The organism is Ensifer sp. NM-2 (assembly GCF_003024455.1).
In the GTDB taxonomy this organism is placed as follows: Bacteria; Pseudomonadota; Alphaproteobacteria; order Rhizobiales; family Rhizobiaceae; genus Ensifer; species Ensifer canadensis.
In genome coordinates this window covers 22,313-46,995 of the sequence record NZ_PVZR01000009.1, presented here as the reverse complement: position 1 = coordinate 46,995, position 24,683 = coordinate 22,313, and the positions used below count along the sequence as shown (strand labels likewise).

General features: G+C 61.9%; 19 protein-coding genes. 13 read left to right on the top strand and 6 right to left on the bottom strand.

The window, feature by feature from the left end; translation table 11 throughout:
* The first annotated feature begins 74 nt into the window (after window positions 1-74).
* The 4 genes from C6558_RS18775 (at window position 75) to C6558_RS18760 (ending at window position 4,234) form a co-directional block, all read left to right on the top strand.
* Window positions 75-1,229: an MlaE family lipid ABC transporter permease subunit gene (locus C6558_RS18775; protein WP_025427211.1), complete on the top strand. Its 1,155-nt coding sequence runs from the start codon at window positions 75-77 to the stop codon at window positions 1,227-1,229.
* Between the two features lie 13 nt (window positions 1,230-1,242).
* Complete coding sequence (locus tag C6558_RS18770; RefSeq protein ID WP_057208693.1) at window positions 1,243-2,052, top strand: ABC transporter ATP-binding protein; 810 nt, start codon at window positions 1,243-1,245, stop codon at window positions 2,050-2,052.
* Between the two features lie 102 nt (window positions 2,053-2,154).
* A complete protein-coding gene (locus C6558_RS18765) occupies window positions 2,155-3,525 on the top strand; it encodes an MlaD family protein (RefSeq protein ID WP_025427209.1) in 1,371 nt (456 codons plus the stop codon).
* A gap of 91 nt (window positions 3,526-3,616) precedes the next feature.
* Complete coding sequence (locus tag C6558_RS18760) at window positions 3,617-4,234, top strand: ABC-type transport auxiliary lipoprotein family protein (protein WP_025427208.1); 618 nt, start codon at window positions 3,617-3,619, stop codon at window positions 4,232-4,234.
* A 7-nt stretch (window positions 4,235-4,241) separates the two neighbouring features.
* Here C6558_RS18760 and C6558_RS18755 read toward each other — a convergent pair whose 3' ends face one another.
* Complete coding sequence (locus C6558_RS18755; protein ID WP_025427207.1) at window positions 4,242-4,514, bottom strand: BON domain-containing protein; 273 nt, start codon at window positions 4,512-4,514, stop codon at window positions 4,242-4,244.
* A gap of 156 nt (window positions 4,515-4,670) precedes the next feature.
* Between C6558_RS18755 and C6558_RS39955 the strand changes: the two genes are divergently transcribed.
* Window positions 4,671-4,847 carry a hypothetical protein gene (locus C6558_RS39955; protein ID WP_156407975.1) on the top strand — a complete coding sequence of 59 codons (177 nt, stop codon included), beginning with the start codon at window positions 4,671-4,673 and terminating at the stop codon, window positions 4,845-4,847.
* A gap of 211 nt (window positions 4,848-5,058) precedes the next feature.
* On the opposite strand, the gene hemF is transcribed toward C6558_RS39955, so the two are convergent.
* A complete protein-coding gene (gene hemF / locus C6558_RS18745) occupies window positions 5,059-5,970 on the bottom strand; it encodes an oxygen-dependent coproporphyrinogen oxidase (RefSeq protein WP_107027608.1) in 912 nt (303 codons plus the stop codon).
* A 298-nt stretch (window positions 5,971-6,268) separates the two neighbouring features.
* Here hemF and C6558_RS18740 point away from each other — a divergent pair, with 298 nt between their 5' ends.
* Window positions 6,269-6,529 (top strand): hypothetical protein, encoded by a 261-nt coding sequence (locus tag C6558_RS18740; RefSeq protein ID WP_025427204.1) that lies wholly within the window; start codon window positions 6,269-6,271, stop codon window positions 6,527-6,529.
* 6 nt (window positions 6,530-6,535) lie between these two features.
* Here C6558_RS18740 and soxR read toward each other — a convergent pair whose 3' ends face one another.
* A complete protein-coding gene (gene soxR, locus C6558_RS18735) occupies window positions 6,536-7,015 on the bottom strand; it encodes a redox-sensitive transcriptional activator SoxR (protein WP_025427203.1) in 480 nt (159 codons plus the stop codon).
* Between the two features lie 78 nt (window positions 7,016-7,093).
* Between soxR and C6558_RS18730 the strand changes: the two genes are divergently transcribed.
* Complete coding sequence (locus tag C6558_RS18730; protein WP_025427202.1) at window positions 7,094-7,669, top strand: NADPH-dependent FMN reductase; 576 nt, start codon at window positions 7,094-7,096, stop codon at window positions 7,667-7,669.
* A gap of 77 nt (window positions 7,670-7,746) precedes the next feature.
* Here the strand turns inward: C6558_RS18730 and C6558_RS18725 are convergent, their stop codons facing one another.
* Together C6558_RS18725 and C6558_RS18720 are read right to left on the bottom strand one after the other, a co-directional pair.
* Window positions 7,747-8,208 carry a tRNA (cytidine(34)-2'-O)-methyltransferase gene (locus tag C6558_RS18725; RefSeq protein WP_057208691.1) on the bottom strand — a complete coding sequence of 154 codons (462 nt, stop codon included), beginning with the start codon at window positions 8,206-8,208 and terminating at the stop codon, window positions 7,747-7,749.
* A 6-nt stretch (window positions 8,209-8,214) separates the two neighbouring features.
* On the bottom strand, window positions 8,215-8,787 hold the full coding sequence (locus tag C6558_RS18720) for a GNAT family N-acetyltransferase (RefSeq protein ID WP_025427200.1): 573 nt from the start codon (window positions 8,785-8,787) through the stop codon (window positions 8,215-8,217).
* Between C6558_RS18720 and C6558_RS39945 the strand changes: the two genes are divergently transcribed.
* The 6 genes from C6558_RS39945 to C6558_RS18695 all read left to right on the top strand — a co-directional run bounded on the left by C6558_RS39945 (window position 8,775) and on the right by C6558_RS18695 (window position 16,183).
* Window positions 8,775-9,218 (top strand): hypothetical protein, encoded by a 444-nt coding sequence (locus C6558_RS39945; RefSeq protein WP_144239149.1) that lies wholly within the window; start codon window positions 8,775-8,777, stop codon window positions 9,216-9,218. The two genes, C6558_RS18720 and C6558_RS39945, sit on opposite strands and share 13 nt — an antisense overlap.
* Window positions 9,202-11,055 (top strand): ABC transporter ATP-binding protein, encoded by a 1,854-nt coding sequence (locus C6558_RS18715; RefSeq protein ID WP_107027594.1) that lies wholly within the window; start codon window positions 9,202-9,204, stop codon window positions 11,053-11,055. The genes C6558_RS39945 and C6558_RS18715 overlap by 17 nt, the downstream gene beginning before the upstream one ends.
* Window positions 11,056-11,176: 121 nt before the next feature.
* Window positions 11,177-13,042, top strand: coding sequence for an ABC transporter ATP-binding protein (locus C6558_RS18710; RefSeq protein ID WP_038576142.1), 1,866 nt, complete (start codon window positions 11,177-11,179; stop codon window positions 13,040-13,042).
* Window positions 13,043-13,407: 365 nt separating this feature from the next.
* Window positions 13,408-13,986, top strand: a complete 579-nt coding sequence (gene petA / locus C6558_RS18705; protein ID WP_025427197.1) for a ubiquinol-cytochrome c reductase iron-sulfur subunit — start codon at window positions 13,408-13,410, stop codon at window positions 13,984-13,986.
* 14 nt (window positions 13,987-14,000) lie between these two features.
* Window positions 14,001-15,281, top strand: coding sequence for a cytochrome b/b6 (locus tag C6558_RS18700; RefSeq protein WP_025427196.1), 1,281 nt, complete (start codon window positions 14,001-14,003; stop codon window positions 15,279-15,281).
* 32 nt (window positions 15,282-15,313) lie between these two features.
* Window positions 15,314-16,183 (top strand): cytochrome c1, encoded by an 870-nt coding sequence (locus tag C6558_RS18695; RefSeq protein WP_025427195.1) that lies wholly within the window; start codon window positions 15,314-15,316, stop codon window positions 16,181-16,183.
* A gap of 1,273 nt (window positions 16,184-17,456) precedes the next feature.
* On the opposite strand, the gene C6558_RS18685 is transcribed toward C6558_RS18695, so the two are convergent.
* Window positions 17,457-24,185 (bottom strand): kinesin, encoded by a 6,729-nt coding sequence (locus C6558_RS18685; protein WP_057208687.1) that lies wholly within the window; start codon window positions 24,183-24,185, stop codon window positions 17,457-17,459.
* Between the last annotated feature and the right edge of the window lie 498 nt (window positions 24,186-24,683).

Here is a 24,683-nt window from a genome sequence, read left to right as displayed (position 1 = left end):
ACATCAAGGATGTGAGCCGTTATGACGGAGCAAGCTTTTACGAGCGGTTAGCAAATCGGGATGACAGAGACCAGGTGACGCGTTCCCAGACCAAGATCGTTGCGGATGTCGCGCTCAGTGGAGACGCCGGAGGCTCGGAACGCGCGTATGTCTTTTCAGGCGTCTGGCGGCACGAGACAGCTGAAGCCATGGCCGCCAAGCTCGAACAGCTTGCGCGCAAGGGCAGCAGCGTCAGGCAGTTCGATCTGTCGGGTGTGACGGCTATGGACACGGCCGGCGCCTGGATCATCCGGCGCTTCATGACGCGGCTTGCCGGACCTGAAAAGGACGAGATCCAGTTCGTCGACGGCGGTCAACGCTATGTCGAGCTGATCGGCGCGCTACCGGCGGAACTGCCGGCACCGGAGGACGAAAGCGAACATCTTCCGCTGTTCCAGCGGCTGTTCGCACCGGTCGGCGAGGTGATGATCGCCACTTGGAACGATACCGTCGCGGCGATGTACATTCTCGGCTCGGCGGTTCGCGGTGCCCAGCTCAAGCTCGGGCGGCACAGTGGCGTCTCGCCGGCGGCCATCGTTCACCAGATCGACCGCATGGGCGTCAAGGCCGTGCCGATCATCATGCTGATGTCCTTCCTGATCGGTGCGATCATTGCGCAGCAAGGCGCATTCCAGCTGCGTTATTTCGGCGCCGAAGTCTTCGTCGTCGATCTGGTCGGCATCCTGCAACTGCGCGAAATCGGCGTGCTGCTGACCGCCATCATGATCGCCGGGCGTTCGGGCAGCGCGATCACGGCCGAGATCGGTTCGATGAAGATGCGCGAGGAGGTGGACGCGCTGAAGGTCATGGGCCTCAGCCCCGTCGGCGTCTTGGTGTTTCCGCGCCTCGTGGCGCTGACGATCGCGTTGCCGCTCCTGACCATCATTGCCAACTTCGCAGCACTGACCGGTGCGGCGCTGGTCGCTTGGACCTATTCGGGCATCACCGTTGCGACCTTCCTGTCGCGCCTGCAGGAGGCCGTGGATTTCTCATCGGTTGCGGCAGGCATGATCAAGGCGCCGTTCATGGCGCTGATCATCGGCGTGGTGGCGGCAGTCGAAGGCCTGAAGGTTGGCGGCAGCGCCGAATCGCTTGGCCGCCACGTGACCTCTTCGGTGGTCAAATCGATCTTCGTGGTGATCCTGATCGACGGCCTGTTTGCCATGTTCTACGCAGCGATCGATTTCTGAGGCGGATGGAACGATGAGCACAGCAGCCACGGAAAGACAGCAGGATCCGGCCTACGAACACGAAGCGGTTCTGTCCGTGCGCGACCTGACGGTCGGCTTCGGCTCCCACATCGTGCTCGACAAGCTCAACCTCGAGATTTTTCGCGGCGAAATCCTCGGCTTCGTCGGTGCCTCGGGTACCGGAAAGTCGGTGTTGATGCGCACGGTGCTGCGGCTTCTGGCCAAGCGCTCCGGCACGATCAAGATCCTTGGCGCGGAATACGACAGGATGTCCGAGGTTGACCGGATCGCGCTCGACATGCGTCTCGGCGTGCTTTTTCAGCACGGCGCACTCTTTTCGGCCCTCACGGTGCGTGAAAACATCCAGGTGCCGATGCGCGAATATCTCGACCTGCCGCAGAGCCTGATGGACGAACTGGCGCGCGTGAAGATCGAGCTGGTAGGTCTGGCGCCGGAGGCGGCCGACAAATACCCATCCGAGCTTTCGGGCGGCATGATCAAGCGAGCCGCACTTGCCCGCGCGCTCGCGCTCGACCCCGATCTCGTCTTTCTCGACGAGCCGACATCAGGCCTCGACCCGATCGGCGCGGCCGAGTTCGATGAGTTGATCGCCAAGCTGCGCGACACGCTCGGATTGACCGTGTATATGGTGACTCACGACCTCGACAGCCTGTTTTCGGTTTGCGATCGCATTGCGGTGCTCGGAAACAAGAAGGTTCTGGTCGAGGGGACCGTCGAGGACATGTTGGCCTGTGACGATCCTTGGGTGCAGTCCTATTTCCGGGGCAAACGGGCGCGGTCGATCGTGCGGCACGACGAATAGCGTCAGGAAGCCGGCGGGCGATCCCGGGTGTCTTGGACATCTTCCGGGGTGTCTGAAGCAGAAGAACGGCCGATAGGATGGCCACTGAGGTAGTCGGGACGAATGGAAACTAAAGCGAACTACGCCATTGTCGGCTTCTTCACGGTGTTCGTGATCGCGGCTGCCTTCGGCTTCGTCTACTGGATGTCGCAATACGGCCGCAGCGGCGAGATGGTCGAGCTGGTCGTCAACATTCCGGGTTCCGCCAACGGGCTCTCCGTCGGCTCGCCTGTTCGCTTCAACGGCATTCCCGTCGGCTCGGTGCGCAATCTGGCGATCGACGCCAACGATCCGCGTTACTCGATTGCTGTCACGGAAGTCTCCATCGATGCGCCCGTGCTGAAATCGACCAAGGCGACGCTCGAAGTGCAAGGTTTGACGGGTTCTGCCTATATCGAGCTGAGCGGTGGCAACAAGGGCGATGAGAACATCCTGCGCAGCGCCGTTGAAAATGGTACGCAGGCGCGCATTCTTGCCGACCAGTCGAGCGTCACCAGCTTGCTCGCGACAGCGGACAAGATCATGGACCGCGCCGACGATGCGATCAGCGACATCCAGGGCTTCGTCAAGGACGTGCGCGGCCCCCTGACCAGCACGATCGGCAATGCCGAGAAATTCTCCAAGGCGCTTGCCGACAATTCCGGCGCAATCGACGACTTCCTGAAAAGCGTGACCGAGCTTTCGGCATCGATCAATGCCGCGTCGAAGAAGCTTGATTCGACCCTTGCCTCGGCCGACGTGCTGGTGAAGTCGGTCGATCCGAAAAAGATCGATCATATCGTCAGCAACGTTGAGCAGCTTAGCAATGACCTGAAGGCCGCCTCAGGCGGCGTTTCCGAAACCATTGCAGCGTTCAAGCGCACGGTCGAGACCTATGACCAGTTCGGCAAGAATGCGCAGAAGACGCTCGAGCGCGTCGATACGCTGGTGGCTGCCGTCGACAAGCAGAAGGTCGAACTTGTTGTCAACGACATTTCGGCAGCAAGTGCCGACGCCCGCAGGACGGTCGCCAACATCACGCAGTTTGCCGAGAAGATCACGGCGCGCCAGCAGGACATCGATCGCACGATCACCGACGTGACCCAGATGGCCAGCAAGCTGAATGCTGCCTCCAGCCGCGTCGACAGCATCCTCGTCAAGGTCGATGGGTTCCTCGGCGATGCCGACGCACCGTCGCTTTCGGCCGAGGCGCGCACCACGCTCGAATCGTTCCGCAAGATGGCCGACAACCTCAACGCCCAGATCGGCCCGATTGCAGACAATCTGAAGCGGTTCTCCGGCTCCGGCCTTCGCGATGTCGAGGCACTGGTGACCGATACACGTCGCACCGTGCAGAGCCTCGAGAATACGATTTCGACATTCGACAAGAATCCGCAACGCCTGCTGTTCGGCGGCGAAACAGTCAAGCAATACGATGGTCGCACCCGACGCTGAATCAGGTAAGACAAAGCCGGGTGGGGCCGGCGGGTTGCTTTCATTAAAGAGCGCTCTAAGGTGCTGCGAATTGGACAAGGGTTTGGGCAGTATGAATTTTCCGGGGCTGGTGTGTATGCGTGAGACGGGAGCGAAACGCTCTGCCCTGGTTTTCACGCTGGCTGTCTTGTTGGCCGGGTGCGGCGCCGGTGCTGCCGTCAACGATACATTCAGCCTTTCCGCGTCGCCGGTCGTCGAAGGACGGGCTGCGACCAGCAAGCAGATACTCGTGCCGGAACCGACGGCGCTGAAAGCGCTCGACAGCGACCAGGTCGTCATCCGTCTTTCCGGTTCGGAGCTGCAGTATCTGTCCAAGGCACAATGGAGCGACCGCCTGCCGCGCATGGTGCAGGCAAAGCTGGTTCAGGCGTTCGAGAATACCGGCAAGGTGGCGGGCGTCGGCAAGCCCGGCGAGGGGCTGGCGATCGACTATCAGGTGATCAGCGAGATCCGCTCCTTCGAGATCTCGACCGAAGGCGCCGATACGGCGGTCGTCGAGATCTTTGCAAAGATCGTCAATGACCGGAACGGCACTGTGCGGGCGCAGAAGGCATTCCGCGCCACGGCCGGCGTCAAGGGCACCGGCAACCCGGCCTTCGTCAGGGCCCTCGATCAGGCGTTCGCGACGGTCGCATCCGAGATCGTCGGCTGGACGCTCGGTTCTATCTGAGCCAGTCCTATCTTCCCTCTGCCGCCTCGATGCGGTTGACCACTTCTGCCACCCCCTTCGTCAGTCTTGCGGCTTCTTCGGCGCGGGCGGATTCGGCCTTCGTGGCGACATGCCCCGCAAGCACGATCGTATTTCCCTGGCAGACAACCGTGACGTCGGATGCATCGAGCCCGGGCGTCACCGCAAGGCCATGCGCCACGCGACGTTCCAGCTCGGCGGGGTGATCCCCGGTGCTGCGATCCGGTTCGCTGCCGTGAAATGTGCGCTTCTTGAAGATCATGGTCCGGCCCCCTTCCTCGATGGAAGGACAACGCGGCGCTCGACGATTTGTTCAGCTGTTCCAATCGAAACAGCGCAATCCAGGCTTTCGTGCGATGGCTCGGACATGCGGATCGCACGTCATTCCTGGCCGCAGAATTCGAACGGGGAACCATTCATGCGCCATTCTCTCTTCGCCGTCGCGCTCGCGATGACGACTGTCATTGCTCTCGCCATTCCGGCAAAAGCCGGCAACTACAGCTACGGTTATCGACAGACCTGCGTGGTCAAGACGGTGCAGACCTATGGCGCCTATGGCCGGGTGGTGATCAAGAAGGTGCGCATCTGCAAATGACGTCCGCGCACCTTCGGTTTCGTTCAAAAGGAGCCTCAGAAACGCTCTATCTCTTCATTTCCAAGTATTTCCTGACGGAAACCGCTTCGCACTTTTCCTACAGCGCCGCGCGTCTTATGAGACGCGCAAAGGTCGCTGTAGCACCTTGAGTTGCTGCGTGTTTTTATCCTTAAATCGAATAGGATTTAAGGAAACATGCAGTAGAAATTTTTTAGGGCCAGCGCACGACCGGGGGCAGGGACGAGAGGATCGACTCGACATTGCCGCCGGTCTTCAGGCCGAAGATGGTGCCGCGGTCGTAGAGCAGGTTAAACTCGACATAGTGGCCGCGACGCACGAGCTGCTCGTCGCGATCTTCCTCGGTCCAGGGCGTATTGAAATTGGTGCGCACGATCTTGGGGTAGACAAGCGCGAACGCCTTGCCGACATCACGCGTGAAGGCGAAGTCCGCGTCCCAACCGCCTTGCTCGGCCGGAGACTGAAGCCAATCGTAGAAGATGCCACCGGTCCCGCGCGGCTCGTTGCGGTGCTTCAGGAAGAAGTACTCGTCGCACCACTGCTTGTACCTGGCGTGATCAGCCACCGAGTGACGGTTGCAGGTGATCTCCATCGCGCGGTGGAACAGCTGCGTGTCAGGGTCGGTCATGACGCGGCGGCGGTCGAGCACCGGCGTCAGGTCTGCGCCACCGCCGAACCAGTTGCTGGTGGTGACGACCATGCGGGTGTTCATGTGAACGGCCGGCACATTGGGGTTCACGGGATGCGCGATCAGCGAGATACCCGATGCCCAGAAGCGTGGGTCTTCGCTGGCGCCGGGGATCTGCTCACGGAATTCCGGTGAGAATTCGCCGAAGACGGTCGAGGTGTGTACGCCGACCTTCTCGAAGACGCGACCTTCCATCATCGACATGCGACCGCCGCCGCCTTCGCCGCCGTCCCGGCTCCATTCCTTGCCGACAAAGCGGCCCGGTTCACGGTCGGACAGCGGGCCGGTCAGGTCGTCTTCGACAGCCTCGAAAGCGGCGCAGATCGTATCGCGCAGGCTTTCGAACCAGGCTCTGGCTGCTGCCTTCTTGTCTTCGATATCGGCAGGCAGCCCCTGGGGTAGTTGCGGTCGTTCCATGAAAATTTGTCCTGTTCGCGGCTTTGCGCGCCGGAAAGCCGCCGATTCGTTGATATGGGCCACAGTTCATATTTCCGCCGGATTGGCAACGGCGGAGGGGCCATCGGGCTACTGCATAATTCCTTAAATCAGATTCGATTTAAGGAGAAAATTATGCAGCAAGTCTAAAGCGCTGCAGCGTCCTTTGCGCGTCATATTTGGCGCGCCGCGCTGCAGTCTGCCGCATCGTATGGGCGGTGTAAAACGGACTCGCAATGGCCCGATACTCACACTATCTTTACCTCCAGAGGTATGGCCCATGGCAAGAATACCCGCAGGTCCGCCGCTCGATGGTTTGCGGCGCCAGATCGCCCGGCATCGCCGGGACAATCCGACACGAGGCGATGGCCTTTTCGTGCGTGAAACCTTTCGGCTCGATCGAAGTGCGGCCCGCGCCAAGGCGCGCGAATGGTTCGATACCTGGCCAAAAGCCGCCTATTGGACCGAAGTGGAAAGCTGGCGCCAGCTCGACGGCGACGAGATCGAGTTCACCATGCGCCGCCTGCCGACTGCAGACTGAGGCCTCCTAGGGCTGGCCGTCCTCTTCCGTCGCATCCATCAGCCGAGGGCCGGCGCCTTCCATCGAGAGCACATCGTAGGGGTTGCGCAGCGGACATTCCCTGAGCGACAGACATCCGCAGCCGATACAGCTCGTCAGGTGGTCGCGTAGCGCCATCAGGCTGGCGATGCGCGCATTCAGTTGCTCGTGCCAGCTTTCCGACAGCCGAGCCCAATCCTGCACCGTCAGGGGCCGGTCGTCGGGCAGCACCGTCAGCGCCGCCTGGATTTCCGAAAGCGGAATTCCGGTCCGTTGCGCCACCTTGATCACCGCCACGCGCCTCAGCACGCTTCGGGGATAGCGGCGCTGGTTGCCGCGGCTGCGGTTGCTGCGGATCAGACCCTTGGCCTCATAGAAATGCAAGGTGGAAACGGCGACGCCGCTGCGTTCGGCGACTTCGCCGACGGTCAGTTCGCGTCGCATTTCGCTGTTTCTTACAATCGTCATGGCGGGCTATTGACCTCAACTAATGTTGAGGTTTTATAGCATGAGCTCCATGGAATTCACAACAAGGAGCTGATCCCCATGACAGAGAAAATGACGCTTGCGGTGATCTACGGCAGCGCCCGGCAGGGGCGCTTCTGCGACACGGTCGCCAACTGGCTGATCCGTGAGATCTCGGATTCGAACGTCTTCAATCTCACGGTCATCGATCCGGCACGGCTGAGGGCATCGCGCGGCGTCGGCGCCACGGTCAATCCCGGCGAGTGGCTGGAGCGCAAGGTGGCCGAAGCGGATGCCTTCCTGGTGGTGACGCCGGAATACAATCACGGCTACCCGGCCGCGCTGAAGGAACTGATCGATTCGGTCTACGAGCCGTGGCATGCCAAGCCCGTCGCCTTCGTCTCCTATGGCGGCGCTTCCGGCGGCATCCGCGCCGTCGAGCAGTTGCGCCAAGTCTTTGCCGAGCTGCATGCGGTGACGCTGCGCGACGGCGTCCAGTTTGCCAAAGCCTGGTCGAAGTTCGATGCGGCCGGCAACCTCTACAAGCCCGAGGAGCTGCGTGCGCCGCTGTTCCTGATGATGGATCGGCTCATCTGGTGGGCGCGGACATTGAAGCAGGCCCGCAAGGCGACGCCCTACAACGAGGTTGCCGCCTGAATTTTGGGGCGCTGCCGTTGGCCGCGCCCATCGTCACCCCCCATCGGGAAAGGCAGGGCATTACCATGCGATGTTTTTCAGAGCAGTTGCACTTGCCGGATCGCCTCGCCGGCGATCATCGCAGCAGACATGGCGACGTTGAGCGACCGTTGCCCCTCGGCCATCGGGATGAGGATGCGGCCTTCCGCGCGATCATGCACATGGTCTGGCACACCGGCGCTTTCCCGACCGAACAGCAGGATATCGTCGGGCCTGAATTCAAAGCGGGTATAGGGCTCGGCGGCCTTGGTGGAGGCGAGCACAAGCCTTCGGCCGGTCGGCACCCGCCACGCCTCGAACCGTTCCCAGTTGATGTGGCGGGTGAGGGTGACCGAGGCGATATAGTCCATACCGGCGCGCTTGAGATTGCGGTCGGAAAGGTCGAAGCCCGCCGGCTCGATGACATCGACGGCAAGGCCGAGGCAGGCAGCAAGGCGCAGGATCGTGCCGGTATTGCCGGGAATGTCGGGCTGGTAGAGGGCAATGCGGAGGTCACTCACGTCTGTTCACTTTTCTTGCGACTTGTCTTTTGCGGCGGAGAATTCATGCGCCAGAATCCCCATCATGATGTCGTCGTGCCAGGCGTCGTCGATCAGCGCCGTCTCTCGCTCTCGTCCCTCGACCGAGAAGCCGCATTTGCGGTAGCTGGCGATGGCGCGCTCGTTGAAGGCAAGCACGCGCAGCGAAACACGGTGCAGGCCGAGCGCGCCGAACGCATGCGCCAATACAAGCTTGGTGACGGCAGTGCCAAGCCCTTGGCCGAGCAATTTCGGATTGAAGATGCCGATGGCAAAGGAGGCGCGCCGGTCGACCCGGTTGATATTGTCGAGCCTGACTTCGCCAATTGGCCCGTTGCGATCGATGATCCAGGCAGCTGGATGCTCGACGAGGTGTTGCACCCACGCTTCTGCATCCGCTTGTCCGAAAGCGCGGGCGAAGGTGGCGCTGCCACCGAACATGCGGTGGATCTCGGGATCCCGCCCGAGCGCCAGTCGCGCCTCGACGTCGCCCCCTTGCGGCCGCCTCAGATGGAAACCTTGTCCTTTCAATTCGGGAGGGGGCGTCGATGATGCGTTCATATGCGTCTCCTACCAATGCCGGACGCGCCTGCCATGTGTCGTTTCCGTTTGATTTCGCGGTGTCTAATCTGTGCCGAATGAGCAACATCCGACCGAACGATGAAAAAACAGGCAGGAAAGTGCCTGCGACAATCTGGCATGTCGACGCGATTAGGGGTAGAGAGAACCTCTCTTCAACGCGAACCGACGGAGGCAATGATGACTGTATTGATGTTGACACGCCTTCCAGGAGTGATGGGCCACCGTTTGGCCTGACCGGTTCCGCGACTTATCTTTCAAGAGATCGATGCGCGCTTCCGGAACTCCGGAAGACAAACCGCTATGGCGGGCAGCATTTCCGGACTGAAATTTTCACGATAAAGAATGCGGGGCAAATTCCCGCCTTCCTTCAAAATACTCTGAAGGAGCAAGTCTATGTTTGGCTGGTTTGAATCCCGCCTCAATCCCTATCCGACGGAAGAGCCCGTGCTTCCGCCGAAGAGCCTTTTCGGCTTCTGCTGGCACTATTCCAAGCCCGCAGTTCCGTGGTTGCTCATCATGTCGGTCTGCACCATGCTCATCGCCATCGGCGAAGTGGCGCTGTTCCAGTTTCTCGGAAACATGGTCGACTGGCTGTCGAGTGCCAATCGCGACACCTTCCTGCAGGCGGAAGGTCACCGGCTGATCTGGATGGGCGGCCTGGTTCTGATCGGCCTGCCGCTGCTGGTGGCGATCGATTCGTTCATCATGCACCAGGTGCTGCTCGGCAATTACCCGATGATCGCCCGCTGGCAGATGCACCGCTATCTGCTGCGCCAGAGCATGACGTTCTTCGCCAACGAGTTCGCCGGCCGCGTGGCGACCAAGGTCATGCAGACCTCGCTTGCGGTTCGCGAAACGGTGATGAAGATCCTCGACGTCTTCGTCTATGTCGTCAGCTATTTCGTCACGATGCTGATCGTCGTTGCCGCTGCCGACTGGCGGCTGGTGACGCCGCTCGCCGTCTGGCTGGTGATCTACATCTGCATCGTTACCTATTTCGTGCCGCGGTTGCAGAAGATTTCCAAGGAGCAGGCGGACGCGCGATCGATGATGACGGGCCGTATCGTCGACAGCTACACCAACATCGGCACGGTCAAGCTGTTCTCGCATGCAGGCCGCGAGGAAACGTATGCGCGCGCCGGCATGGACGGCTTCCTCGACACGGTGCATCGCCAGATGCGCAAGGTGACGCTGTTCCACGTGCTGGTCTACGCCAACAACAGCATCGCGCTGTTTGCAATCAGCGCGCTCGGCATTCACCTGTGGCTGACAAGTGCCATCTCGGTCGGCGCGATCGCGATCGCCGTTGGTCTGGCCATGCGCATCAACGGCATGTCGCAATGGATCATGTGGGAAGTCTCGGCGCTGTTCGAGAACATTGGCACTGTCTATGACGGTATCGGCATGATGACCAAGGCGCACGACATCGTCGACGAACCGGATGCCAAGGCGCTGAAGGCGGAAAAGGGTGCGATCACCTACGACAACGTCCGCTTCCACTACGGCAAGGCAAAGGGCGTCATCGATCACCTGTCGCTCGACGTCAAGCCGGGCGAGAAGATCGGCCTGGTCGGACGCTCGGGTGCCGGCAAGACGACGCTGATGAACCTGCTATTGCGGTTCTACGACGTGGAGTCAGGCGCAATCCGGATCGACGGCAAGGATATCGCCACCGTCACCCAGGATAGCCTGCGCGCCCAGATTGGCGTCGTCACGCAGGATACCTCGCTGCTGCACCGCTCCATTCGCGACAACATCGCCTATGGACACCCGGAAGCCGACGACGAGGCGATCACCGCGGCTGCGAAGCGGGCGAATGCCTGGGAGTTCATCCAGGCGCTCGAGGACAACCAGGGGCGCAAGGGGCTCGACGCCCAGGTCGGCGAACGGGGCGTCAAGCTCTCCGGCGGCCAGCGCCAGCGTATCGCGATCGCCCGCGTCTTCCTCAAGGACGCGCCGATCCTCGTCCTCGACGAAGCGACATCAGCGCTCGATTCCGAAGTCGAGCAGGCGATCCAGGAGAACCTGTTCGCGCTGATGGCTGGCAAGACGGTGATCGCGATCGCCCACCGCCTGTCGACGCTGACGGAAATGGACCGCCTGGTCATCCTCGAGGCCGGGCGGATCGTCGAAACCGGTTCGCATGCCGAACTCGTGGCCAAGGGCGGCCTTTACGCCGACCTCTGGTCACGCCAGTCGGGCGGCTTCATCGCCGACGATACCGAGAAGGAAGAAGCGGCGGAGTGATCCGCTGTGACCCTGCCGCCCATGCGGGCGGCGGGGTTTTGCCACGTCACCTAACGCATTTGTAATGCGCCCGATGGTGGAAACCGATTGCTGTTGCCGCCGAACCGCCTATATCGGAAACATGCTCAGCGCCATCGTCAGCATCTTTGAGAACTGGATCAAGCCGTTTGCGCCGCGCGAGCGATTGCAGCCGCCGAAATCGCTGTGGGGTTTTGCCTGGTTCTACGCCCGCCAGGCCAAAGGGCCGTTTCTGGCGATGGCCATCCTCGGGGGCCTTGTCGCCATGCTGGAGGCGGGGCTCTTCTACTTCGTCGGACGGCTGGTCGATCTGCTCGACACTGTGAAGCCCGAAGCGGGCTGGAGCGGGCTAATTTCCGCCAACGGGCCAGAGCTTCTGTTCATGTTGCTGACGGTGCTGGTGTTCCGCTTCGTCGCGGTGTCGCTGGCAGCGCTCGTCGAGGAGCAGTCGATCATCACCGGCTTCCTCAATCTCGTGCGCTGGCAAACCTACACCCACGTCGCTCGGCAATCGCTTTCCTTCTTCCAGAACGATTTTTCCGGCCGGATCGTGACGAAAGTCTGGTCCGGCGCGCAGGCGACCAGCGATCTGATCGTCTCGCTGCTGCAGGTCGTCTGGTTCATCGTCATCTATACCGCCTCGACCATGGCGCTCATCGCCCAGCTCGACTGGCGGCTGGCGGCAATGGTCGCGTTCTGGATCGTCCTCTTCCTGGCGCTGGCGCGCTACTTCGTTCCGCGCATCCGCAAGCACGCGCGCGATACGGCTGAAATGGCCTCGATGCTGAACGGGCGGATGGTTGATGCCTATTCGAACATCCAGACATTGAAACTGTTCGGTCGCGACGACGAGAACGACCGCTATATCCGCGCCGGCTTCGATCGCTTCCAGCGGGCGGTGATCCCCTTCACGCGGCTACTGACGGCCGTGCGTGCCTCGCTTGCGCTGCTTTCGGGCATGATGATCGCGGCCATCGCCGTCTATGCCATCCACCTCTGGCTTGGCGGTGCGATCAGTTCGGGTGCGGTTGCCTTCACGCTGGCGCTGGTGCTGCGACTCAACATGCTGCTCGGCCGGATGATGACGCAGTTCAACTCGATCATGCGCAACATCGGCACGATCCAGAATTCGGCCGAGCTCGTCTCCCAGGCGATCGGTCTTGTGGACAAACCGGATGCCAAGGAGTTGTCGGTCAGCGAGCCGGAAATCCGTTTCGAGCATGTGAAGTTCCATTACGGCAAGAGTGCCGGCGTCATCGACGACTTCTCGCTCGTGATCCGTCCAGGCGAAAAGGTCGGGATCGTCGGCCGTTCGGGCGCCGGTAAGTCAACGCTCGTTAACCTGCTGTTGCGCTTCTACGACCTCGAGGGCGGGCGCATCCTGATCGATGGGCAGGACATTTCGACGGTGAAGCAGGAATCGCTGCGCGCACAGGTCGGCATGGTCAGCCAGGACACCTCGCTGCTGCACCGCTCCATCCGGGACAACATCCTTTTCGGCCACCCGGATGCAACCGACAAGCAATTGATCATCGCAGCCGAGAGGGCCGAGGCCTACGAGTTCATTCTCGATCTCCAGGACCAGCGCGGCCGCAGGAGTTTCGATGCCCATGTCGGTGAACGCGGCGTCAAGCTTTCTGGCGGGCAGAGGCAGCGTATCGCGATTGCCCGCGTCATGCTCAAGGATGCGCCGATCCTCGTTCTCGACGAGGCGACGTCGGCGCTCGATTCCGAAGTCGAGGCGGCAATCCAGTCCAATCTCGACCGGCTGATGCAAGGAAAAACGGTGCTTGCTATCGCACACCGATTGTCGACGATCGCCGCTCTCGATCGGCTCGTCGTCATGGATAAGGGCCGGATCGTCGAGGACGGAACCCACGCCGAACTGATCGCTCGGGGCGGTCTTTACGCTGACCTCTGGTCGCGGCAATCCGGCGGCTTTCTGGCACGCGAAGAAGCGGCAGAGTAGGGCGGCCTCGTCGCCTTTTCTCCACCCTTCGAACGGCCGCCGGCCAACTGCAATGACGACCGTCAAGTCCTTGTGCCAATCGGCCGCGCTTTTCCCCGCGACAATCTGCCCACCCACCCTTGTCAAGGCTGGACATAATTTGCGATCAAGCATAGAACGCGCCGGATTGACGGGGAATCTGCGAGCCGTGTGCGCGCAGCACTTTTCGGATTCTGACGCCCGATAACGTGTTTGCAACAGCAAACCGGCTAAGGTGTCAGCACATTGATTGGGCGTGCTTCCTTGACCTAGGTGAAACCGCAAGGGCAGGGATCTCGCTGGGCGGATGCGGTTTCCGCAACATTGCGTGAGAGGATGGTTTAGCCGTGAGCGAACACGACATTTCAAGCGAGACCTCGGGCGAGCCCACTCGCCGCGATTTCCTTTACCTGGCCACCGGCATGGCGGGCGTCGTCGGCGCCGGCGCGGTCGCTTGGCCATTCATCGACCAGATGCGTCCGGATGCTTCGACGCTTGCTCTCGCCTCGATCGAGGTCGATGTGTCGAGCCTGCAGGCCGGCATGTCGCTGACGGCCAAATGGCGCGGCAAGCCGATCTTCATCCGCAACCGCACTGAGAAGGAAGTGGAAGAGGCCAAGGCGGTCGCTCTTGCCGACCTCAAGGATCCGGTTGCGCGCAACGCCAACCTTCCGACCGACGCCGAGGCGAACGATCTCGATCGCTCCGCCGGCGAAGGCAAGGAAAACTGGATCGTGATGATCGGCTCCTGTACCCATCTCGGCTGCGTGCCGCTTGGTCAGGCCGGTGATTTCGGTGGCTGGTTCTGTCCCTGCCATGGTTCCCACTACGATACGGCCGGCCGAATCCGTAAAGGTCCGGCGCCGGAGAACCTCGCCGTGCCGACCTTCTCGTTCGTTTCCGACACAGTTATCAAGATCGGTTGAGGGGACTACTGATAATGAGTGCTGAACATTCAACCTACACGCCAACGACTGGCATTGAGAAATGGGTTGATTCCCGTCTTCCGCTGCCGCGTATGATTCACGACAGCTTCATCAGCTATCCGGTTCCCCGGAACCTGAACTACGCATATACCTTTGGCGCCATGCTTTCCGTGATGCTGATCGTGCAGATCCTGACCGGTATTGTGCTGGCCATGCACTATGCCTCCGACACGACCGTTGCGTTCAACTCGGTCGAAAAGATCATGCGCGACGTCAACCACGGTTGGCTGCTGCGCTACATGCACGCCAACGGCGCATCATTCTTCTTCATCGCCGTCTACCTACACATCGCCCGTGGCCTCTATTACGGCTCGTACAAGGCACCGCGCGAAATCCTCTGGATCCTCGGCGTGGTCATCTACCTCCTGATGATGGCTGCCGGCTTCATGGGCTACGTTCTGCCCTGGGGTCAGATGTCCTTCTGGGGCGCGACCGTTATCACCGGCTTCTTCTCGGCCTTCCCCTTGGTGGGTGAGTGGATCCAGCAGTTCCTGCTTGGCGGCTTTGCCGTTGACCAGCCGACCCTGAACCGCTTCTTCTCGCTGCACTACCTGCTGCCCTTCATGATCGCCGGCGTTGTCGTGCTTCACGTCTGGGCCCTGCACGTCACCGGCCAGACCAACCCGACCGGCGTCGAAGTGAAGTCGAAGACCGATACCGTTCCCTTCACGCCCTACGCGACCTTGAAGGACGCACTCGGCGTCTCCGTGTTCCTGCTGGTCTATGCATGGTTCGTATTCTACCAGCCAAACTTCCTCGGCCATCCGGACAACTACATTCCGGCTGACGCTCTGAAGACGCCTGCCCACATCGTTCCTGAATGGTACTACTTGCCGTTCTACGCGATGCTGCGCGCCATCACCTTCAATGTCGGCCCGATCGACTCCAAGCTCGGTGGCGTTCTGGTGATGTTCGGCTCGATCATCATCCTGTTCTTCCTGCCATGGCTGGATACCTCGAAGGTGCGTTCGGCTGTCTACCGTCCCTGGTACAAGCTGTTCTTCTGGATCTTCGTGGTCAACGCCATCCTGCTCGGCTGGCTGGGTTCGCGCCCTGCGGAAGGCCTGTACGTTGTCATGTCGCAGATCGGCACTCTGTACTACTTCGGTTTCTTCCTCGTCATCATGCCGGTCCTCGGCCTGATCGAAACGCCGAAGCGCATTCCGAATTCCATCACCGAGGCGGTGCTTGAGAAGAAGAATGCGAAGGCACAGCCGGCCACCGCACGTGCCTGATCAGAACAGCGATTGATAAGGAACCCACAACAATGAAAAAGCTTGTAACAGGCATTCTGTCACTTGCTGTCGTCGCTGGCCTCGGTCTCGGAGCTGCTGTCGCTGAAGAGGCGGCAGGTGGCGCGGAGCATGGCGGCGGCACGCCCCACTATCCGATCCACAAGCCTGAGCAGCAGGACTGGTCGTTTGCCGGCCCGTTCGGCAACTACGACAAGGGTCAGCTGCAGCGTGGCCTGAAGATCTACACCGAAGTCTGTTCGGCCTGCCACTCGATGAATCTGGTGGCATTCCGTACGCTCGAAGGCCTCGGCTATTCCGACGCACAGGTGAAGGCCTTCGCCGCGAACTACGAAGTTCAGGACGGCCCGAACGCTGACGGCGAAATGTACACCCGCAAGGCCGTGCCTGCGGATCACTTCCCGTCGCCGTACCCGAACAAGGAAGCAGCTGCTGCTTCCAACAACGGGGCTGCACCGCCGGACTTCTCGCTGATCGCCAAGGCGCGCGGCATCGAACGCGGCTTCCCGCAGTTCGTCTTCGATATGTTCTGGCCTTACCAGGAAGGTGGCCCGGATTATATCCACGCGCTGCTGACCGGTTACCATGAGCCGCCGGAAGGCGTTCAGGTCGCCGAAGGCACGCACTACAACCCTTACTTCGCCAACGCTTCTGCGCTGGCGATGGCCCAGCCGATCTCCAACGATCAGGTTACCTACGAGGATGGCACGCCGCAGACGGTGGACCAGTATGCCAAGGACGTTTCGGCCTTCCTGATGTGGGCAGCCGAGCCGCACCTGGAAGACCGCAAGCGCACCGGCTTCATGGTCATGGTGTTCCTGCTGATCTTCACCGGTCTCGTCTACCTGACCAAGAAGTCGGTTTACGCCAACAAGGAACATTGATCGCAGACTGGCTTCGCCAGCTTGATCGAAACCTTAGAAAGGCCCCGGTTTGTCCGGGGCCTTTTGTTTTGCGCGGTGTTGTTTTCGTTCGACGGTGCGAAATGCGCATGAGGTGGCTCTGCCTGGACGGGAAAGAGCAACCTGGTGTCAATGCGGTGATGGGGTATCCGAGCCTTGTCTCGTGTTGTCGAACCGTGGCGCGATTGGTTGCGTCGGACCAGTGGGTCGGATCGCTGCTACTTCCCGAAATAAGCGCCTTTGGGGGTATGTGCCGGCTGCCGCCGGAATGCACTCAAACGCGCTGATGCAACGCAATGCCGCGTAGCTACTATGGTGGTGGCCGCCAGGTCGTTCTCGTCATGAGGAGTGAACCGCGACATCTGTCGCGTCGGGCTAATGCCAGATGCATGAGATGCTCGCGGCAGCTTCCGCAGGAGATAGTTAAGGTGTGGATACATACCACTGCGGAACCTGGCAGGGCGTCCGCCTGGGCCTGGGCAGAATTTTAGAATGCTAGGCATGTCTGCTGTCTTCTGGTCAGCGTTTGCTGATCATGCGACGAACATGCCCGGGCTTTTCCAAGCTCGAACCGCGCCTTTCTCGATTGTGGTCGACGGTGCGGCAAACGCCGTTCTCCTGCACTCCGGCCCACACCGCCAAGATTGGCTGCGGGATACTCTTGTGGACAATGGCGTCGGCCAGCCGACGCTATGAAAGGGTCATCCGTTGGGTGCTTGGTACTCCGCCACCTCGGCAGCATCGGCGGTGATGTAGTACGGCAGTTTGCCGTAGGTAGCCGCCGGTAAGCTGCCCACGTTGGCGCGCAACGCGCGTGGAGTAACTCTGCCATTCAAATGGGACTAGTGAAGCGGCTTCCGCTCCTGGGGCGTGCTTGCGCCGTAACATTGGCGATGCCGCGCATCCTTGAACTTAGGGCACTGTGCCGCCGCCAACGGCACTGTGCTGGCACCGACGCGCCACTTTTCAATGTCGATCCTCGGCGCCCGACGGCACCGGGTGGTTGGGGAAGATCGGCGGTGATGATGCGGCAGGGATTTTGGGTTCGACAGTGTGGTATCCGGATACAATGCGGTATCTGGGTAAGGCACACAACGACCGTCATCGCGCCGTGGGTCACACTGGGTCGATGCAGAACATCTCGAAGCCCTCGATGCGGACGCGAACCTGTTGCGCGCTTCCGCTGTGGACGACACATGTGAAAACGGCCCCACCTTGCGATGGGGCCGTCAAATCTTGCCGGTCGGGCTGCCTCTTAGTTGAAGCGGCCGGCGGCGTGGGCGAGCATCGTGTAGACCTTGCCCGTGTCGGATGTAAGGTAGGTCTGGGTGATGCGCTTGTCCGGATCGTTGCGTGCGACATCGGCGAGCAGCTTTTCGAAGTCGGCGATGTAGCGATCGACGGCGGTGCGGAATTCCGGCTCGCGGTCGTACTTGCGCTTGATCTCGTCGAAGGTCTGCTGGCCCTTCAGCGTATAGAGCCGGCGGGTGAAGACGTCGCGCTCGCCGCGCTGGTAGCGGCGCCACAGGTCGACCGATGCGTCGTGGTCGATGGCCCGGGCGATATCGACCGAAAGCGAGTTCAGCGATTCCACCACGTGGCGCGGGTTGCGGTTATCGCCGCTGCGGGCAACCGGCTGGCTTTCTGCCGGGCGCTGCGGTGCGGCTGCCGGCGCTTCTTCCCGCGACGCGGCACGCAGCAGGTCTCGCATCCAGCCACCGCCTTCTGCGACTTCGCTGGTGACGGCCTGCGTTTCCGGCTGGGCCGGGGCAGGCTGCTGGACGGTCGCCTGTTCGATGCCGAGGCTGCCGCGCAGGGCAGGCGCCGGATCCTGGCGACGCGGCTCTGCGACCGGCTGCTGGACCGGACGGGCGACAGGCGCTGCAGCCACAGCAGCGGCAGCAACCGGCTGCTGGCGCAGCGGCTGGGCGACTTCGAGCTGCGTCGAGGACTTGCCGATGATTTCCGACAGCTCCTGCAGGGCCTTGATCTGCTCGGCCACGGCACGACGCATGACGGCGGCGTTTTCCTTGGCTTCCTCGGGCAGGTCGAAGGCGCTGCGCTTCAGCTCTTCGCGGGTCATATCGAGTTCCTTGCGGATCTCGCCGGCCGAGCGGCGGATATCGTCGGTCGCACCGCTGAAGCGGCCGATGGCGTCGTCGATCGCCACGCGAACGGCGTCGCGCAGCTGGATTGCGACGCCGTCGGACTTCTTGCCACTTTCGCTAAGCATGCGCTCGACGTCGGAGACAGACGACGCGACGCTGCCGCGCAGGCGGGACGCCACTTCCTTGGAGCGTTCCTCGGCGGTTGCGAATGCACCCTCGATTGAGGAACCCGCATCTTCGCCCACCTTGGCGATCGCCTGGCGGAGCGCCTCGGAGGCGCCGAGCGCGCGGCCCTCGACCGCCGAGAGCGTCTTGTTGACGTCGGCGAACGAGGTCTCGACGCCGGAGCGCAGCGTATCGGCAATCTGGCGCGACCGTTCTTCGGCGCGGGAGAAGACTGCCTCGACCGAGGCACCAGCCTCGTCGCCGGCCTGGGCCAGCGCATTGCGCATGGATTCGGCGGCTTCGGCTGCACGCTGTTCGGTGCTCGACAGCAGGCGGCCGACATCCGAGAAGGATTGCTGGATGCCGCTACGCAGATTACCAGCAACCAGACCTGAGCGCTCTTCGGCACGCTGGAAGGCACCATCGACGAAGCCTTCGAGTGCACGCATGGTGCGTTCGATTTCTTCCGAGCGCTGGACGAGGCCGACCGACAGGGTGCGCAAGGCATCCTGGCGTTCCTCGAGTGTGCTGACGAGGTTCGACTGGGCGGCGCCCAACAGGTCCGAGGCCTGGCCGAGCACCTTGGAGTGATCCTCGAAGCGGCCGACGATGCCGCCGATCTGCGACAGGGTAGAGGCCGAGATGTCCGAGAGCTTGTCGACCTTGCCTTCGATGAGGCGCGTAGAGGTCGACAGCATGTCGGAAGCCTGGCGCGTGGTTTCGGAGAATCGGGTGGCCGTAGCCTCCAGCCGCTGGTCCATGTCGCCGAGATTGTCGCTTGCCTGGTCGATGACAGTTGCGATCGCCGTGTTGTTGGCGGCGAGCTGGTCGATCAGGCCGAGGGCCGTCGACTGCAGACGGTTCTCGACCATCTTCATCGCCTTTGCCGTTTCCTCGGCGCGCAGCGAGATGGCGTTGAGCGTCTCGCCGGTGCGTTCGGTAATGGCATTGACCAATGCGGCATTTTCCGCGCGCAGGCGATCGGTGCTGTCCTTCGTCAGGCTGGCGATGCGCTCGGCAGCCTCACGGCCGGTTGCGGCATATTGATCGATGACCGGGCGTGCCTGCTCGTCGATGATGCGCGACAGTTCCATAGAGCGGCCGGCGAGCATCGAGTTGAGTTCGCGGGTCCGATCGTCGAGCGTGCTGCGGATCGCCTCACCACGGGCTTCCAGTGCCTTTTCGGCATCTGCCAAGCCCTGCTGGATGTTCTGGGCGTGGCTGGCAACCTGGCCATGCGTGGCGGCAAGGCGTGCAGTGGCGGTGTCAGAGGCATCGGCGACCGAGCGGGCGAGTTCGGCATGGCGTGCGGCCGTTGTCGAGGCGGTCTGCTCAATGGCATTTGCGAAGTCGGCGTTGCGGGCCGCCAGCACATTGGCGAAGTCCTGACCAGCCTTGGAAAGAAGGCCGGCGGAACGGGCCGCTTCCGCGTCGAGGTCCTGCGCTGCTTCGCTAACCGCGCTGCGAAGGCTGGTGACGAGACCGGCAGCCTTGCCCTCGATGCGGGCGGCTTCGGTGTCGAGTTCCTGGGCAACATCGCCGACTGCGCCGCGAAGGCTGGTGACGAGACCGGCAGCCTTGCCTCCGATGCGGGCGGCTTCAGTGTCAAGTTCCTGGGCAACATCGCCGACTGCACCGCGAAGGCTGGTGACGAGACCGGCAGCCTTGCCTTCGATGCGGGCGGCTTCGGTGTCGAGTTCCTGGGCAACATCGCCGACTGCACCGCGAAGGCTGGTGACGAGACCGGCAGCCTTGCCTCCGATGCGGGCGGCTTCGGTGTCGAGTTCCTGGACCACATCGCCGACTGCGCCGCGAAGGTTGCTGATGAGGTCCGCGGTCTTGCCTTCGATCCGGCCGGCCTCGGCGTCGATCTCCTGCGTCGCTTCGCTGACGGCGCCGCGCAGGCTGGTGACAAGCACCGCAGCCTTGCCTTCGATCGTGCGGTTGACGTTTTCGAGGCCGATGTTGAGGGCGCGGTCCATGGTGCCGAGGCGCTCTTCAATGCGGTCCGTACCGGCATTGATGGCGCTGGAGATGCGGCTTGCGGCTTCCTCGCTGACGCGGTCGATCTCGCCGGAACGCTCACCGAGGCTGTCGGCGATGCGCTGGCCGGCGTTGTCAACGATAGCGTTGACACTGTCGACGCTGTCGCGGACGCGATCCTCCAGCGAGCCGAGGCTCGTTTCCAGGCGCAGACCGGTGTCATCGACCAAGGCATTGACGCTGCCGACACTGCCTCGAATACGGCTTTCCAGAGAACCGAGACTTGTCTCGATCTTGGCGCCGGTATCGTCGACGATGGCATTGACGCTTCCGACGCTGTCGCGGATACGATCCTCCAGGGTGCCAATGCTGGCCTCGATGCGGATACCGGTGTCGTCGACGATTGCGTTGACATTGCCGACGCTGCCGCGGATGCGGTCTTCCAAAGTTCCGAGGCGAGATTCGATGAGGCTGCTGGTTTCATCGACGATGACGCTGACCTTATCGACGCTCCCGTGCATCCGCCCCTCGAGCGAACCCAGACGGGTCTCGATGCGGGCGGCCGTGTCATCGACGATCGTGCTGACATTATCGACGCTGCCGCGCATACGGTCTTCGAGCGAGCCAAGACGGGTCTCGACACGAACACCCGCCGCATCGGCAATCGAACCGACATTTTCGGCACTGTCGCGCATGCGCTCTTCAAGCGCGCCAAGGCTTGTCTCGATGCGCAGACCGGTGTCGTCAAGGCGGTCGTTGAGGCCGTTGATCGACATGTCGACGCGGTTGGTCAGCGTGTCGGCGGCGAGGCTGATCTGGCCGGCCGTTTCCGCCAGGCGCTCGGCAATGTTGCCGGTCGTCGAGCGCATGCGGGCTTCCAGCGTTTCGCCGCTGCGGTCGATGATGCCGGCAAGTGCCGCTTGGCGCTCTTCGAGCGACATTTCGAGCATGCTGGCGCTGGTGGCAAGGCTGGTGGCGATCGACACGGACTGGTCGGACAACATGCCTTCCAGCTGGTCGCGGCCCTGGTCGACGGCGAGGTTGATTGCGTTGATCCGGTCGTCGAGCGTGGCTCGAATCTGCTCGTGGGTCGAGGAGAGTGTTTCGCGCAGGTGCTCGGCGCGGCCGGTCAGCGTCTGTTCGATTTCCGTCGCCTTGCCGGCGAGCGAGGCTGTCGCCTCGGTGGTGCGCGCGGTCAGCGCCTCGGCGATCTGGGCGCTGGTGGCCGTCAGGACGTCCGAGATCTTGCCCACGCGGCCGCTGAGGTCTTCGGCAATGCGAGCGCTGGTGTTGGTAAGAGTGTCGGAGATCTGGCTGACGCGGCCACCGAGGTTTTCGGCAACGAGGGATACGCTGTCCGAAAGCTTCTGTTCGATTTCACCGACACGGTCGGTCATCGTCTCGGCAACGGCCGTGGCGCGGAAGGTGAGGTTGTCGGCGACGTCTTCGGCATGACGGCTCAGGGAATCTGCCATTTCGTTGGCGCGGGCCGTCATCGTCGAGGTGATGTGGGCGGAGCGATCGGCGAGAACGCCGTCGAGTGCCGATGTCTGGGTCGAAAGGGTTTCTGCAATCGCCTGGCTGCGTTCCGAAAGAACACGCTCCAGCCGGTCGGCCGTTTCGCCGACGGCACCTTCGATCGCGTCCGTTCCGGTCGAAAGCACGGTCGAAAGGGCAAGGGTGCGCTCGGACAGGGTGTTGTCGAGGCGGTGCTGGCTTGCCGCGATGGCGCTGGTGATCTCGTCGGTCGAGCCGGTCAGCGTCTGCTCGATGCGGGCATGGGCCGCGTGCAGGCCATCGACGAACTGTGCCGTGCGGGTGTCGAGGCCCTCGGTCAGGCGCTGTTCGCTTGATGTCAGTGCATTTGCAAGCGCATCTGCGCGCTGGCCAAAGCCGTTCTCGATGCGATCCTGAGCCTCGGACAAGGCGCCCATCAGGCTGCTGGTCTTTTCGGAAAGAACGCTGTCGATGCGGCTATGGGCTCCGCCGATCAGGTTGCTGAGATCGGACGTGCGGCTGCCGATCGTCTCCTCGATGAAGTCGTGGGTGGCGCCGAGTGCTGTCGCGAGTGTGAGCGACTGATCCGAAAGCGCCGAGCCGATCTTCTCGATGCTGCTGTCGAGCGCGCCACCGATGGCATCCGAACCGCCACTGACGGTCTCGTTGATGCGGTGCAGGCTTTCCATCAGCTTGGTGTCGAGCAAGCTGGCGCGCTTGTCGAAGGCCGATGCGAACTCGTGGAAGCGTTCGTCGAAGGCGGTGGCAAGGTGGCCGACTGTCGTCTGCAGCTTTTCTTCGAAGAATCCGCCGCGCAGATCGAGATCCATGATGGCATCGTCGGCGCTGGAGCGCAGGCTCTGGCGGAAATGCGCACCCTTTTCGTCGAGGGTGGCGTTGAGCGTCGCGAGCACGTCTTCGAGGCCGCCGGCAATTGCCTGCTGGCCGACGCTCAGGCTTTCGTTGAGGTCGCGGGTGCGGGCAATCAGCGTTTCATTGAGCTGGCGGGCGCGCTCGTTCAGCGCGGCATTCAGCTTTTCAGTGTTAGCATCGAGCGAGGAGGCGCGGGTCTCGAACTGGCCGAGCAGCTGCTCGCCGCGCTTTGTCAGCGTATCGCTCAGCTGGTCGAGGCGGGTGTCGAATTCGCTGCTGAGGCCGAGGCCGGCTGCCGTCAGGCCGGAAAGGAGCGAGTCCGTGCGGTTCGACAGCATGGTGCTGATGTTCTGCAGCGCCGTGTCGGACTTTTCGCTGAGTGCCGCTGCCCGCGTGTCGATCAGCGAGGCAAAAGCCTCGCCGGAGATGGCGATGCGCGAGGCGATGTCTTCGCCGGCCTGGTCGAGATCGTCCTTCAGCTTGCCATGCGCACCGGCGATGGTCGAGCGGATGCGCTCGGAGTGGCCGATGATGGCTTCGCGCTCAAGGCCCAGCTCCTGAACCAGCGTACGCACGCGCAGTTCGTTTTCGCTGTAGCTGCGCTCGAGCGCATTCACCTCGGAGTGAACCAGCGTTTCGAGTTCGGTGGCGCGCGCAATCGTGCGCTCGATGCCTTCGTTCATCGCCGAGACTTCGCGGCGAACGGCCTGACCGACGGTCATGACCCGGTCGGCGGCCGCAGTTTCCGGTTCGGCCAGGCGCAATGCCACTTCGGCCATGGAGCGCGCGGCGTTGCGCAGTTCCTGCGCGCGGGCGATCATGATGGCGAAGGAGAAGAAGAGCATGATCGGCAGCGCGATGCCAATGGCGACGCCGACGGCACCCGGGGTGGCAGCGAGATCGCTCAGCGAGCGGATCTGCCAGATCTGTGGGCCATAGAGCAGGTTGGCGACACCGATGCCGGCCACGGCCCAGATCACCGAAACGAGGGCTGCGACACGGATGGCGGCGCGGTTCGAGCGAACGTCGAGGGCGCGCAACATGGCAGCCGGAGAGCGGCGCCCATCGTCGTTTGCCGGAGAAAGGGGAGGCGACTTTGGCGCAGGTTCAGGAGCGAGCCCGCGTGCGGCGTCATTTGCTCGCGCGGCGCGGGGGGCTTCCTGCTGAGGCTTGGCATTTCGGCTGTGATCGGGCTGAGCAGCCTGATTAGTGGAGTCAGACACATTTTCCTCCGGATTATCCAAGGAAGTCTTGTCGTTAGGGCTCGACTTAAGCTCGTCAAAATCGATCTTAAGGGCCGCTTCCAGAGCCTGGAAGGCCTTTTCATCAATTGACTCGTTGCTCTTCTTCGTCGCCATAGGGATACGCCTCATTACCTTTTGCCTGCGATGAAGCGTGTCCATTTGATCCGCGATTGCGGCCAGGCACTGACTTCACCGGGGCGGTGACGGCAAGATACGCGCATCACATCTACGCAATACCCTACTGAACACCACTGCATTTCCTCGATGGATAGTCGGAATTGACCCTCGAGGGCACCACTCGCACAGCTTATCCACCGGAACGGTTGCCATTTTCGTACGCAAGCCCGTTCCTAACCGTATCGTAGTGACACATTAGCCCGGTTGTTACAATTAAGAGCACTCCAGCTTCATTAAAATCCTAATGAATTCTTAATGTGGCAAAGGGGTTTAGGTCGGAAAAGGCAAGGAAATCAGGAGGTTTAACGAGCGTTAACCATTTTCCCAGATTCCTGCCTATATTGCGCCCCGTTTTAAGCCGATAGCAGCGCCCGCCCGTGGAGGATGATAGCTCGCAAACCGTAGCGATCGTCCGGCGACGAAGCTTGGTGAACA